The sequence below is a fragment of the Geothrix sp. 21YS21S-4 genome (assembly GCF_030845995.1).
Classification (GTDB): domain Bacteria; phylum Acidobacteriota; class Holophagae; order Holophagales; family Holophagaceae; genus Geothrix.
The window spans coordinates 2,316,862-2,329,569 of sequence record NZ_CP132719.1 but is presented as its reverse complement, the minus strand read 5'-3'; the positions used below and the strand labels follow the sequence as shown (position 1 = coordinate 2,329,569).

The window sequence follows — 12,708 nt, the reverse complement described above, 5'->3', positions numbered from 1 at the left end:
AAAGGCGGCGAGGGATTCATGGTCTCCGAAGAACTGGTGAAGCTCGCCGCGGCTGCGGCTCCGGAAGCAGGCACCCGCCCTACCGCCATTCCAGGCCTGCAGGTGATCCGCAGCGACGGCCCGACCTTGCCCGTTCCTACGGTCTACACGCCGTCGTTCTGTTTCGTGGCGCAGGGGGAGAAAGTGGCGACGGTGGGAGGGACGTCCTTCCGCTTCCGCGCCGGGGAATCCCTGGTGGTTCCCGTGGACGTGCCCGTGACCGGACAGGTGGTGCGGGCGTCGTCCCGGCGGCCCTTCCTGTGCCTGGTCCTGGACCTGGATCCGGACGTGGTCTACCGGCTCCTTCAGCAGTGGGAGTCCCTTCCGGCGCGTCCGCCGGCGGGGGAACACCTGGTGCCCGCGCGGTGCGACGCCGAGGTGGGGGATGCGCTCCTCCGCCTATTGCGGTGCCTGGTGCAGGAGGCGGACCGGATCGTGCTCGCGCCGCTGGTGATCCAGGAGATCACCTACCGGCTGCTCCATTCGCCCCAGGGGGCTGCGGTCCGCCAACTGGGCGTGGCGGGAAGCCACGTGCGGCGGATCGCGAAGCTGATCGAGCACATCCGCAGCCACTTCGACCGCCCGCTGCGGATGGAGGAGCTGGCGCGGAGCGCGAACATGAGCCCCTCGGCCTTCTTTCATCACTTCAAGCAGGCGACCACCATGAGCCCGCTCCGCTACCAGAAGGAACTCCGCCTCCAGGAGGCCCGGCGGCTGCTCAGCACGGAGGTCGTGGACGCCGCGACCGCCGCCTTTCGCGTGGGCTATGAGAGCCCCTCCCAGTTCAGCCGGGAATACGCCCGGCTGTTCGGCCTTCCGCCCATCGCGGACATGAAGCGCCTTCGCGGATAGACCGGGTCGCGCCGGCCGGTGGCCGGTGCCTGCCCGCCGTTCGCCGATCCGGCGGCCCGGGCGAAAGGACGTGCTCTACCTTGGAGAAGTCGCGCAGGAGCCTCCGATGTTCGCTTTCCTGATGTCCGAAGCGGCCGCCCTGGGGCGGGTGATCCAGGTGGTGGCGGCTTCGATCATCCTCACGGTGTTCGCGCCGCTGCTCCGGAGCGCGGAACCGGTCCTCGTTTCCCTCAAGGGCTTCGAGGCGGTGGAGGTGCGGGGCCAGGGCTTCACCCTGCCGCGGGACGCGAAGGTCCACGTCTACGCCAAGGGCGGCGGCGTGCGGCGGATCACCCACCGGCCGAGCGGGGAGCCCCTGTTCGCCTACGGCTGGATCCTGAACGCGGCCACCCGGGAGGTGGTGTGGCAGATGGACGGCGCCAACACCAGCCGCAACTGGGAGTACCGCGTCGCCGACCAGTACCTGGACCTGCCCAAGGGGAGCTACGAGGCCTACTTTGCCAACCACGGGTTCGGCCAGGGCCTGCTGTTCGCCCAGTGGAGCCGGAACATCGACCGCCGCGACCTCCGTCTGCACGAGGACCGGCGCCGGGCGCTGAGCATGTTCGGGCTGGACGACGACAGCCTGCTCCGCCACTGGCGGGAGCAGGTGGGGAACTACGGGATGGAGGTCTACCTGCCGTCGGGCGATCCCGCCGAGGTGCCGCGCTTCGACGCGCCGCTCCGCTGGAAGAACGTGGTCGTGTCGCTGCCCGCCCGCGCGGATTCCGGCCATTGGACCCAGCCCTTCCACCTCAGCCGGCCCACCACCCTGCACGTCTACGCCGAGGGCGAGGGAAGCGGGCGGCGGATGCACGACTACGGATGGATCATCGACGCCCGCGCGCGGACCCGCGTGTGGGAGATGACCATGGACAGGAGCCAGTACGCCGGTGGTGCCTCCAAGAACCGCCGCCAGGTGGAGACGGTGCTGCTGCCCGCGGGCGACTACGAGGCTGCCTTCGCCACCGACGATTCCCACTCCCCCGCCGACTGGAACGCGGCCCCGCCCTGCGATCCCGGGATGTACGGCCTCACCCTGTCCGTCCAGGCGGAGGCCGATCTCCCGGCGGTTTCCTTCACGCAACCCCTGAGCTGGACGCCCCTGGCGGAACTGGTGCGCGTGGGCGACGGAGAGGACCGGCGCCTCGCCTTCCGCCTCCCGGCGAGCCGCTCCGTGCGCGTCTACGCCCTCGGGGAGGGGGATGGGGATGCCATGGCCGACGAAGCCTGGATCGAGGACGCGGCCGGGAAGCGGGTGTGGATCATGGAGCGCAGCCGCACGCACCACGCGGGCGGCGCCTTCAAGAACCGGCAGGTGGACGAGGTGATCCAGCTCCCGAAAGGCGAGTACGTCCTGCGCTTCCGCACGGACGGCAGCCACGCCTACGGCCACTGGAACAGCGACGCCCCCTGGGACGCGGAGCACTACGGCGTAACGGTCTACGCTGGGAAGTGAGCGCCGGCGCCCTCCTTCAGAGACTGGAGGACCTCCTTCTCATCGGGAATCACGGGGAACGCGGAGCGGAAGGCCTCGGGAATGCGGGCGGCGCGGCCGGTGGCCGTGTCCACGAACACCCACAGGGTCTGGGCGCGGGCGAGGACCTTCCTGTCCCGGCCGCGCCAGAAGAGGTAGTGGCGGGGCGAGGTGCGCTCGTCGAATCCGCCGATCCAGGTGCCGAGGGTCAGCTCCTCGCCGGCGTAGGCGGGACGGAGGTACTCGATCGCGTGGGACTTGATCATCCACGTGGTGGCCGTCGCCTGGTACCGCGCCAGGGTCCAGCCTCCGGCGTCCGAATGGGCCGTGGCCGCCTCCTGCATCCACCGGAGGTATTCCAGGTTGTTGGCGTGGCCGTTCACGTCGATGGCCGCTTCCGGCACCGCGAAGGTGCGGAGGAAGAGGCCGGGAAGGCGCTCAGGCACCGGTACCTCCGGGATCGTGGGGCAGGCTGCCGCGGGGGGAGCGGAAGTAGGCGAAGGGCGTGGCGTGCAGGAAGTTGGAGACCCGGCTGGTGTAGATGTCGGCGTAGCGCTCGATCTGGCGGGTGAGGTGGCTCTTGTCGTTCCCGGCGCGGGTGAGCAGGCCCCACCGCGCGTTCACCAGTTCCGTTCCGGCTTTCGCCAGCGGCGCGATCTCGGCGTCGAGGGCCACCAGGTGGGCGCGGAGGCTGTGGGCCTTGGCTTCCAGCGCCGCGGCGTCCGCCTCGGGCTCGGGGCCGTAGCCCGCGCGGAGGCGCTGGAGGGCCAGGCGGGCCTGGGACAGCTTGGCCTCCGCCGCCTCCTTGTCGCGCATCATGGCCATGATCCGCAGTTCGGTGCTGCGGTAGGCCTCCAGGGCGGCGACCTCCCCTTCCAGCTCCCGCAGGACCAGGGCGGTGCGCCAGCTCAAGGTGCGCTTGCTCACGTGGACGTCGCCGAACATGTGGTCGCCCACATACAGGATCTCGTCGCCGGAGATCCCCAGGTCGCGCTCCACCTGGGCGGCGGAGCCGCCGAGGTAGAGCCCGCCCACGCGGAGAGGCCCCGCCAGCGGGCGCAGCAGGCCGGCCTCGTCCACCACTTCGAAGAAGGGACCGCGCTCCGTGAAGAAGGCGGGCTTGCGGGCGGCCACGATCACCGCGTCGAACAGGCTCCGCCAGGTCATGCCCTCGGGCAGGTGGCGGTCGTAGGCGTGGGTCATCATCTTCGACGTGAAGCTCCACTCCGAATTGGTGATGAGCAGCAGCTTCTTGCCGGAGGCCTTCTGATCCAGGAGGGCCAGGGCCGCTTCGGGATCCTGCACCACGTAGCGCTCCGGGGCCGCGGCGATCTCGGCTTTGAGATGCCCTTCCAGGTGTTGGGCGTCCACCCGCGCGCGGACGTGGCGGTAGAGGCTCGCGTATTCGAAGGGGCGGGGAAGGATGCCGCCGTCCAGCAGGTCCACCGCCTGGGCGTAGAGGCAGCCCTCCGACAGGGAGAACAGCGTGTTGAGGAAGACCCAGCGGGGATCGGACAGGTCCACCAGCGTCTGGGCGTAGGCGTCGCGCTGCTCGGAGAACTCCAGCATCCGCGTGCCGTGCATGGCCCGCTTCACGAACCCGAAGCGGTTGGCCTTCACCAGGTTCCCCAGCTCCGTGTCCACGACCAGCCCGCGGGTCACCATCCGCGGGTCGAATTCCAGGGTCTCCACGGGCCAGCCCTCGGAGCCCAGCCGTTCCCGGGCCTGGGCGTAGACCATCTCCTCGAACGCCGCCACGCGGTAGTCCACCAGCGTGTAGTCCATGTCGTAGCCGATGGCCCGCACGGAGCGCAGGTTCAGGGTCCGGTTGCAGAAGATCCCGCGGCCGGCGAGGTTCGGGAGGGAGGTCGCGTCGGGCATGGGGCAGGATACCAAGGCCCTCCGGCCCCCTCGCAGGGGGTTGAGAGCCGGCGCCGGTTCAAGTCGACGGGGCCTTCTTCCGATCGGGCGGGACGGAAACAGATCCCCGGGGAGGCCGCCATGCGCTGGTTCGACGAGCTGAGCGTGAAAGGGAAGCTGTGGGGACTGGCCGCGGGCCTGCTGGGTCTCACGCTCCTGCTGGCGGGGGTGGACTTCCTCGACATGCGCACCATGGCGGATTCCGTGAGGACCAACCTGGACACGGCGGATCGGGTCATGCGGACGGCGGATCTGGCGCGCCAGGCCCAGGCCGATTTCAAGACCCAGGTCCAGGAGTGGAAGGATCTGCTCCTCCGCGGCCACGATCCCGAGGCCTTCGCGAAGTACCGCGCCGGCTTCGAGAAGGCGGAAGGCCAGGTCCGCGCCGACCTCGACGGCCTGAAGGCGCTGCTGGCCCAGACGGGCGGCGAGCCGGGGCTGGCGGAGAAGGCGCTGGTCGAGCACCGGACCATGGGCGAGCGGTACCGGGCCGCCCTGGAGCGGTTCAAGGCCTCGGATCCGTTCAGTCCGCGGCTCGTGGACCAGCAGGTGCGGGGCATGGATCGGCCCATGGCCGCCGCCCTGGGGGATCTGGCGAAGCGGGTGATCGACCGGAACCTGGCGGAGCGGGACTGGCAACTGGAATCCCTGGCCGCCCTCCGGAAGCGGGCGGCGATCGTTCAGGCCGCGCTGCTGGCGGCGGGACTCATGCTGGCCCTGGGGCTGGTGCGGATCGCCCTGCGCGGCGTGCTCGATCCCCTGGGCGCCCTCCAGCGGGCCTTGGATCGGATGGGTCACGGCGACCTGAGGGATCGCCTGGACGCTGCGCGGAAGGACGAATTCGGGCGGATGGGCGTCAGCTTCAACCAGTCCATGGGCAAGTTCGCGGACGTCTTCCGGGCGCTTCAGGCGACTTCGGCCGAGGTGGCGGCCCAGTCCACGGAGCTGAGCGCCACCTCTGTGGAGATGAACCGCGCCACCGCCGAGATCGCGGAGTTCTCCGAGGCGCAGCGCCGGGAATCGGAGCAGACGGCGTCGGCCATGACCCAGTTCGCGGCCTCGATCCTCCAAGTGGCGGCCAACGTCCGCTCCAGCCGCGAGCACACGGAGGGCATGCGCCGGGCCGCCGACCAGGGCGCGTCCGAAGGCGAGGCTTCCGCGGGCGCCATGTCCGCCATCCGGGAGGCCAACCAGCAGATGGTGCGCGCGGTCCGGGTGATCCAGGAGATCGCCCGGCAGACGAACCTGCTCTCCCTCAACGCGGCCATCGAGGCCGCCAAGGCCGGCGCCCACGGCAAGGGGTTTGCCGTGGTGGCCGAGGAGGTGCGGAAACTGGCCGAGCGCAGCGCGGTGGCGGCCCGGGAGATCGGGGCCCTCATCTCCCGCACCGAGGAGGCCATGGCCCAGGGCGGCAGCACGGTGGCCTCCACGGTGGAGACGCTTGTGGGGCTCAAGGAGAGCACCCTGGCCGTGGCGCGGGCCATCCACGAGATCGGCGTGGCCACCGAAGAGCAGACCCGCACCTCGGACGCCGTGGCCCGGCAGGTGGAGGACGCCGCGCACGGCATGGAGCGCAGCGCCGCGGCGACCATGGAACTCTCCCAGACCGTCCACGAGATCCAGCGCACCAGCGAGGATCTGGCCCGCGCGTCCGAAGGCCTGGCCGCCTCCATGCGCCAGTTCCAGGTGGCCTGAGTCACAGGGGGGGCGTGCCATCCTGGGGGCCTCCTCTGGAGGTTCCGTGCGTTCGTTCCGCTCCGCCCTGATTCCGGCCCTCATCCTCGCCCTGCCCGCCGCGGCGGCGGACAAGCGGCCCTTCCACATCGAGGATCTCTACCGCCTCAAGGGGGTGCAGCACCTCGCCCTCAGCCCGGACGGGTCCAAGCTGGCCTTCGAGGTGTCGAGCCAGGACCTGAAGGCCGCCACGCGGAACACCCAGATCTGGATGCTAGAAACGGCCACGGGCGCGGCGAAGCAGCTCACGTTCTCCGGCAAGTCGGACACGGCGCCCCAGTGGTCGAAGGACGGCAAGACCCTCTACTTCCTGTCCACCCGCGCGGGCGGAAGCCAGCTCTGGGCGTTGGACGCCGCCGGCGGCGAGGCGCGCAAGGTGACCGCCTTCGAGCCCGGCGTGGGCGCGCCCAAGCTGCTGCCCAACGGCAAGGGCGTGGCCTTCGAGGCGGGTGTGTTCCCCGAGGCCATGGCGGACGGCGCCAAGCACAAGGAATTGAGCGACAAGCTGGAGAGCGGACCGGTCCAGGCCCACCTCGCCGACACGCTGCTCTACCGCCACTGGACCGAGTGGCGGGACTTCCAGTACACCCACCTCTTCACCGCGGCCTTCGACGGCAAGGCGGAGGCTCTCACCGCCGGAAAGCAGGACTACCCGTCCTTCTGGCAGGCCTGGGACCTCAGCCCCGACGGCAAGGAGATCTGCGTCACCACCAACACGGACGCCGTGCCCGCCCGCAGCACCAACCAGGACCTCTTCCTCATTTCCCTGGAGGGCGACCGTGCGCCGAAGCGGATCACCGGCGACAATCCGGCCGCGGACCAGGATCCCAAGTACTCGCCCGATGGCCGCTGGATCGCCTACAAGTTCCAGACCAAGCCCGGCCACGAGTCCGACCGGTTCCGCCTGGCCGCCTACGACCGGCAGGCGAAGACCCGCAAGGTCCTGACGGAGGCCATCGACAACTGGGTGGACGGCTTCCAGTGGTCCGCGGACGGCAAGGCGATCTGGTTCACGGTCCAGGAGAAGGGCCGCTGGCCGCTGCACCGCGTGGACGTGGCGTCCGGCAAGATCACCCGCGTCCTCGAAGGCCAGAGCATCCGCGAATTCGTGGTGAGCCCGGACCAGAAGGCCGTCTACCTCAGCAAGACGCGCGTGAACGAACCCACCGAGATCTGGCGCTACGGCGTGGAGTCGAAGGAGCTGAAGCGGCTCACGTCCCTCAACCAGGCTGTGGCCGACGAGGTGGACTTCCGCCCCGCCGAGGAACAGTGGGTGAAGGGCGCCGACGGCAAGGACGTCCACGTGTTCCTGGTGAAGCCCCACGGCTTCGATCCCGCGAAGAAGTACCCGCTGATCCTCAACGTCCACGGCGGGCCGCAGATGATGTGGTCGGACACCCTGCGCGGCGACTGGCAGGTCTACCCGGGCGCGGGCTACATCGTGGCCTTCCCCAATCCCCACGGGTCCACGGGTTACGGCCAGGCGTTCACGGACGCCATCAGCGGCGACTGGGACGGCAAGGTGCAGACCGACATCGACAAGGTGGCGGACCACCTCGCCGCGCTGCCCTACGTGGACAAGGACCGCATGGGCGCCATGGGCTGGAGCTGGGGCGGCTACGCGATGATGTGGCTGGAGGGCCACACCACGCGCTTCAAGGCCCTGGCCGCCATGATGGGCGTCTACGACCTGCGCTCCATGCACGGCGCCACCGAGGAGCTGTGGTTCCCCGAGCACGACCTCACCGGCGCGCCCTGGGAGAAGGCCGCGGCCTACGACCGGATGAACCCCAGCACCCACGTGAAGCAGTTCAAGACGCCCTGCCTGGTGATCACCGGCGAGCGGGACTACCGCGTGCCCTACACCCAGAGCCTCCAGTTCTTCACGGGCCTCCAGGAGATGGGCGTCCCCAGCCGGCTCCTCGTCTTCAAGAACGACGGCCACTGGCCCGACAACCTGAAGTCCATGCCCGTCTACTACAACGCCCACCTCGAGTGGTTCCAGAAGTACCTGGGCGGCAGCGCCGCCCCCTGGAAGACCGAGGACATGGTGCGGAACACCGCCTTCGACAAGGCGAAGTAGAACGTCCTAGAGATCACCAAGGCAGCAGGAAAGACAAGATCTTGATCAGTGTTCATCTGTGTTCATCGGTGGCCACTTTCATTTTTTCTTCAGCGGGTCGCCGGGCCCATCGGGAAAAGAGGGAACACCGATGAACACTGATCAAAGCTGATGAACACCGATCAAAGCAAAGGCCCTTTTGCCTTTGTTTTGAGCCTCGGTGGAGAAAGTTCTTTTTGGCGTGCTTGACGGACGCTCACCGCCGCGCGGCCACCCACTTCTCGATGGCGCGGTGGATGGCGGGGGCGGACTGCTGGGCGGCGAGGATTCCCGCTTCCATGCAGCGCTTCTTCTGGGTGAAGTCCAGGGTGCCCACGTCGCCGATGGCGGGGGAGATGAGCACGTCCGCCTCGCGCCGGGCGTGGTCCACGTTGAGGGCGAACATGATGTTGGCCGCCTGGAGGCTGACGCCCACCAGGTTGGTGATGTTGGGGTTGCCCACGTTGGCGCTGATGTCCACGGCGATGACGATGTCCGCGCCCTTGGCCCGGGCGACGGAGATGGGGATGTTGTCCACCACGCCGCCGTCCACCAGGATCTTCCCCTGGTGCTGGACCGGCTGGAACACGCCGGGGATGGCGGAGCTGGCGCGGACGGCGCGGGCCACGGAGCCCCGGTCCAGGACCACCTTCTGGCCCCAGTTGAGGTCGGTGGCCACCGCCGCGAAGGGGATCTTGAGCTGCTCGATGTCCGTGGGCTTGATGTGGCCTTTGACCCAGGCCTCCAGCTTGTCGCCCTTGGCGAAGCCCATGCCCACGACGGTGGACAGCACGCCGAAGTCGAACAGATCCTCCTTCTGGAGCTGGAAGGCCGTCCACTCCAGCTCGAAGCTGTTCCGGTCGGCGGCGTAGATGGCGCCGATCAGGCTGCCCACGCTGGTGCCCACCACGAGGTCGACCGGAATCTTCTCCTGCTCCAGGGTGCGGATCACGCCGATGTGCGCGAACCCGCGGGCGGCGCCCCCGCCCAGGACCAGCGCGATCTTCGGTTTCGGCGGCGGCCCCTGCGGGACCACGGGAGTGGGCGGGGGCGGCGCGACCGCCGGAACTGGAACCGGGGCCGGAGGCTGGCAGGCCAGGAGGAGGCAGAGGCCCAGGGCGCCCCCCGCGCGAATGATCCAGTTGCGGGTGATCTTGACCATGGACTCAGGATACCCGAGCCTCTGGGGGCCCCGGGGCGGATCACCCTCGTATGGTGATGCTAAGGTAAGCCCACGCTCCCGGAGTTCCCCATGCGCCCCGCTTCCGCCCTGGCTGCCCTCATGACCCTTCCCGCCCTCGCCGCCGATCCCGTTGCCGTCCCCAATCCCTTCTTCGGGGAGTGGCAGACGCCCTTCGGCGTGCCCCCCTTCGGGGAGATCCGCGACGCCCACTTCCTCCCGGCGCTGAAGGAGGGGATGGCGCGCCAGAAGGCCGAAGTGGCGGCCATCGCGGGCCTGGCCGAACCGCCGACCTTCGACAACACCATCGCGGCCCTGGACCGCTCGGGCCAGTTCCTGGACCGGGTGAATGCGGTGTTCTCGAACCTGCTGGGCGCCGAGACCACGCCGGCCCTCCAGGCCGTGAACCGCGAGGCCACGCCCCTGCTGGCGGCCCACCGCGACGACCTCCAGCTGGACGGCGCGCTCTACCGCCGGGTCAAAGCGGTGTGGGACGCCCGGGCCGGGCTGAAACTGGATCCCGAGCAGGCCCGGCTGCTGGAGCGCACCTACAAGAGCTTCGTCCGCGCGGGGGCCGCCCTGGACGCGGCCCAGCAGACGCGGATGCGGGCGCTCAACGCCGAGCTGTCCACCCTCGGCGTGACTTTCGGCGAGCGGCTGCTGAAAGCGACCAAGGACTTCCAACTGATCGTGGACGTTCCGGCGGACCTGGCGGGCCTCCCCGAGGGCGCCCGGCTCGCGGCGGCGGCTGCAAAGGCCGGCCATCCGGGCAAGTGGCTGTTCACCCTGGACGGCCCCAGCATCTGGCCCTTCCTCGAATCCGCCCAGAACCGCGACCTGCGCCGGCGCCTGCTCACGGGCTACCTGGAGCGGTGCAACCAGGGCGGCGAGACGGACACCAACGCCATCGTGGCGAAGGTGGCCGCCCTCCGCGCCGAGAAGGCCCGGCTGCTGGGCTACGCGACCTGGGCCGACTACGTCCTCGAAGAGAACATGGCCAAGGACCCCAAGGGCGTCTACGGCCTGCTGGATCAGATCTGGAAGCCGGCCCTCGAAGCCGCCAAGCGGGAGCGCGCCGAGCTCCAGGCCATGATGGCGAAGGACCTGCCCGGCCAGAAGCTGGAGCCCTGGGACTGGCGCTACTACGCGGAGAAGGTGAAGCACGCGAAGTACGACTTCCAGGAAGAGGAGGCCAAGCCCTACTTCGCCCTGGACGCCGTTCGTCAGGGTGCCTTCACCCTGGCCGGGAAGCTGTACGGCCTCACATTCACGGAGGTGAAGGGGCTGCCCGTCTACCAGAAGGACGTCCGGGGCTTCGAGGTGAAGGAGAAGGACGGCCGCCACCTCGGCATCCTGTACCTCGACTACCATCCGCGGCCCGGGAAGCGGGGCGGGGCGTGGATGAGCAACTACCGCCAGGCCTGGATCCGCGACGGGAAGCAGGTCGATCCGGTGGTGGTGAACGTGTGCAACTTCACCCCTCCCGCGGGCGGCCGACCGGCGCTCCTGACCTCGGACGAGGTGCGGACCCTCTTCCACGAGTTCGGCCACGCCCTTCACGGCCTGTTCTACGCGGGCCGCTACCGGGGGACGGCGGGCACGCCGCGCGACTTCGTGGAACTGCCCAGCCAGGTCATGGAGAACTGGGCCATGGAGCCCGCCATGCTCAAGCTCTACGCCCGCCACTACCAGACGGGCGAGCCCATCCCCGAAGCGCTTGCCGCGAAGGTGCGGCGGGCTTCCCGCTTCGGCCAGGGCTTCGCCACGGTGGAATACATGGCGGCGGCCCTCCTGGACCTGGACTGGCACACCCTGACGGACGCGAAGGTGCGCGACACGGCGGCCTTCGAGAAGGCGTCCCTGGCCAAGTGGGGGCTCATTCCGGAGATCCCGCCCCGCTACCGCAGCCCCTACTTCAACCACATCATGGGCGGCTACGCGGCGGGGTACTACAGCTACATCTGGAGCGCCGTCCTCGACAGCGACGCCTTCCAGGCCTTCAAGGAGAAGGGCGACTTGTTCGACCCCGCCACCGCCGCGGCCTTCCGGAACGAAGTGCTGTCCAAGGGCGGCACCGAGGATCCGGCCCTCCTCTACCGCCGCTTCCGCGGCCGTGATCCGAAGGTGGAGCCGCTGCTGGAGAAGCGCGGCCTGAAGTAGCGAACCGGAAGAGAAACCGCGAAAGGCGCGAAATCGCCCTACGGGCGCGCGAAAAAGAAAAAGAAAAGATGAGAGCACTACCTTTCTTTTTTCGCGTTCATTCGCGGTTCCTTTCTTTCTCTTTCAGAACCGCATCGTCGCGCCGAAGGTCAGGCCGGTGGCGGTGATGTCGGGGGTGATGGGGCTCCACACGCCCTTGATCTCGAAGCCGAGGCGGGGCGAGGCCTGGTAGCCCAGCCCCGCGCCCAGGCCCATGCGGGTGTGGGTCACGGTGGAGGTGGTGGTGCCCGCGGAACTGATCTGCCACTGCTGGGCGCCCGCGGAGCCCACGAGGTAGGGGCCGCGCTCCGGGTTCTCCGACGGGAACCACACGGCGTCCACCATGAAATCCACGGAGGTGATCCGGGTCTTCGTCCCCGGCAGCTTGGTGGAGTCGCCCTTGGGGATGAACTGTCCGCCCACCACGGGGCGGAGCGAGAAGCCGCGGCCCACGGGAATGTCCACGAATCCGGCGAGCCCCAGGCCCAGCTGGCCGCTGGCGAGGTCCGGAAGGTCGCCCACGGGCAGCAGGAGGTGGCCGCGGAGGCCGAAGGTGGCTTCCTGCGCCGGAAGCGCCGTCGCGGCGGCGGCGAGGAGGAGGGCGCGCAGGGGGAAGGGAAGCGTCATGTCAGGCCTCGTAGCTGCGGAGAAGGGCGTCCCAGTGTCCCTGGGCTTTCAGGATGCGCTCCGCCACGGCGCGGAGAAGGCCGTAGCCGCCGGGCACGTCGGGCACCCAGTGGCAGACGGCCTTCACTTCGGACGCGGCGTCGGAAGGGCAGCAGGCGAATCCCACCCGGCGCAGGAGGGGCAGGTCCGCGAGGTCGTCTCCGAGGTGGGCCACCTGGTCGTACTCCAGGCCGTACTTCTCGCACAGCCGGTCGAGGATGGGCCGCTTGTCCAGGTGCCCGGCGAAGCAGTCCTCCACCGCGAGATCCTGGGCCCGATGGATGGTGGCTTCCGCGTGCAGGCCCGAGATGAAGGCGACGGGAATCCCCGCCCGCTGGAGCCACTTGATCCCCGCGCCGTCGCGGACGTTGAACGCCTTGGTGTGCCCCGGTCTCGCCCCGTAGTGCAGGGTTCCGACGGTCAGCACGCCGTCCACGTCGGTGCAGAGGAGGCGGATCTTGGCGGCGCGCAGGTCCAGGTCGTCCACGGGAATCTCCTGGA

Annotated in this window: 10 protein-coding genes; 5 read left to right on the top strand and 5 right to left on the bottom strand. The window is 69.4% G+C overall.

Annotated features, from left to right (window positions below):
• Positions 1-18 precede the first annotated feature (18 nt).
• Positions 19-891, top strand: coding sequence for an AraC family transcriptional regulator (locus RAH39_RS10655; protein WP_306590081.1), 873 nt, complete (start codon positions 19-21; stop codon positions 889-891).
• A gap of 106 nt (positions 892-997) precedes the next feature.
• Positions 998-2,389 (top strand): hypothetical protein, encoded by a 1,392-nt coding sequence (locus RAH39_RS10650; protein WP_306590080.1) that lies wholly within the window; start codon positions 998-1,000, stop codon positions 2,387-2,389.
• Here the strand turns inward: RAH39_RS10650 and RAH39_RS10645 are convergent.
• Together RAH39_RS10645 and RAH39_RS10640 are read right to left on the bottom strand one after the other, a co-directional pair.
• The gene (locus tag RAH39_RS10645; protein WP_306590079.1) at positions 2,374-2,853 is read right to left on the bottom strand and encodes an acyl-CoA thioesterase; all 480 of its coding nucleotides are present in this window, start codon (positions 2,851-2,853) and stop codon (positions 2,374-2,376) included. The genes RAH39_RS10650 and RAH39_RS10645 overlap by 16 nt on opposite strands.
• Positions 2,846-4,288: an HAD-IG family 5'-nucleotidase gene (locus RAH39_RS10640; protein WP_306590078.1), complete on the bottom strand. Its 1,443-nt coding sequence runs from the start codon at positions 4,286-4,288 to the stop codon at positions 2,846-2,848. The genes RAH39_RS10645 and RAH39_RS10640 overlap by 8 nt, the downstream gene beginning before the upstream one ends.
• 120 nt (positions 4,289-4,408) lie before the next feature.
• Between RAH39_RS10640 and RAH39_RS10635 the strand changes: the two genes are divergently transcribed.
• A complete protein-coding gene (locus RAH39_RS10635) occupies positions 4,409-6,022 on the top strand; it encodes a methyl-accepting chemotaxis protein (RefSeq protein ID WP_306590077.1) in 1,614 nt (537 codons plus the stop codon).
• A 46-nt stretch (positions 6,023-6,068) separates the two neighbouring features.
• Positions 6,069-8,144, top strand: a complete 2,076-nt coding sequence (locus RAH39_RS10630; protein WP_306590076.1) for a S9 family peptidase — start codon at positions 6,069-6,071, stop codon at positions 8,142-8,144.
• A 235-nt stretch (positions 8,145-8,379) separates the two neighbouring features.
• Here RAH39_RS10630 and RAH39_RS10625 read toward each other — a convergent pair whose 3' ends face one another.
• Entirely contained in the window at positions 8,380-9,324 is a 945-nt protein-coding gene (locus RAH39_RS10625; protein ID WP_306590075.1) for a patatin-like phospholipase family protein, read from the bottom strand.
• A 90-nt stretch (positions 9,325-9,414) separates the two neighbouring features.
• On the opposite strand from RAH39_RS10625, the gene RAH39_RS10620 reads away from it, so the two are divergent.
• Positions 9,415-11,502, top strand: a complete 2,088-nt coding sequence (locus RAH39_RS10620) for a M3 family metallopeptidase (protein WP_306590074.1) — start codon at positions 9,415-9,417, stop codon at positions 11,500-11,502.
• A gap of 123 nt (positions 11,503-11,625) precedes the next feature.
• On the opposite strand, the gene RAH39_RS10615 is transcribed toward RAH39_RS10620, so the two are convergent.
• Positions 11,626-12,168 (bottom strand): hypothetical protein, encoded by a 543-nt coding sequence (locus RAH39_RS10615; protein WP_306590073.1) that lies wholly within the window; start codon positions 12,166-12,168, stop codon positions 11,626-11,628.
• Between the two features lies 1 nt (position 12,169).
• Complete coding sequence (locus RAH39_RS10610; protein WP_306590072.1) at positions 12,170-12,694, bottom strand: KdsC family phosphatase; 525 nt, start codon at positions 12,692-12,694, stop codon at positions 12,170-12,172.
• Positions 12,695-12,708 lie beyond the last annotated feature (14 nt).

Bases quoted from the DNA above. Each gene is read 5' to 3' on its own strand.
- RAH39_RS10655 (WP_306590081.1), top strand. From the start codon at position 19: ATGGTCTCCGAAGAACTGGTGAAGCTCGCCGCGGCTGCGGCTCCGGAA.
- RAH39_RS10650 (WP_306590080.1), top strand. From the start codon at position 998: ATGTTCGCTTTCCTGATGTCCGAAGCGGCCGCCCTGGGGCGGGTGATC.
- RAH39_RS10640 (WP_306590078.1), bottom strand. From the start codon at position 4,288: ATGCCCGACGCGACCTCCCTCCCGAACCTCGCCGGCCGCGGGATCTTC.
- RAH39_RS10635 (WP_306590077.1), top strand. From the start codon at position 4,409: ATGCGCTGGTTCGACGAGCTGAGCGTGAAAGGGAAGCTGTGGGGACTG.
- RAH39_RS10625 (WP_306590075.1), bottom strand. From the start codon at position 9,324: ATGGTCAAGATCACCCGCAACTGGATCATTCGCGCGGGGGGCGCCCTG.
- RAH39_RS10620 (WP_306590074.1), top strand. From the start codon at position 9,415: ATGCGCCCCGCTTCCGCCCTGGCTGCCCTCATGACCCTTCCCGCCCTC.
- RAH39_RS10615 (WP_306590073.1), bottom strand. From the start codon at position 12,168: ATGACGCTTCCCTTCCCCCTGCGCGCCCTCCTCCTCGCCGCCGCCGCG.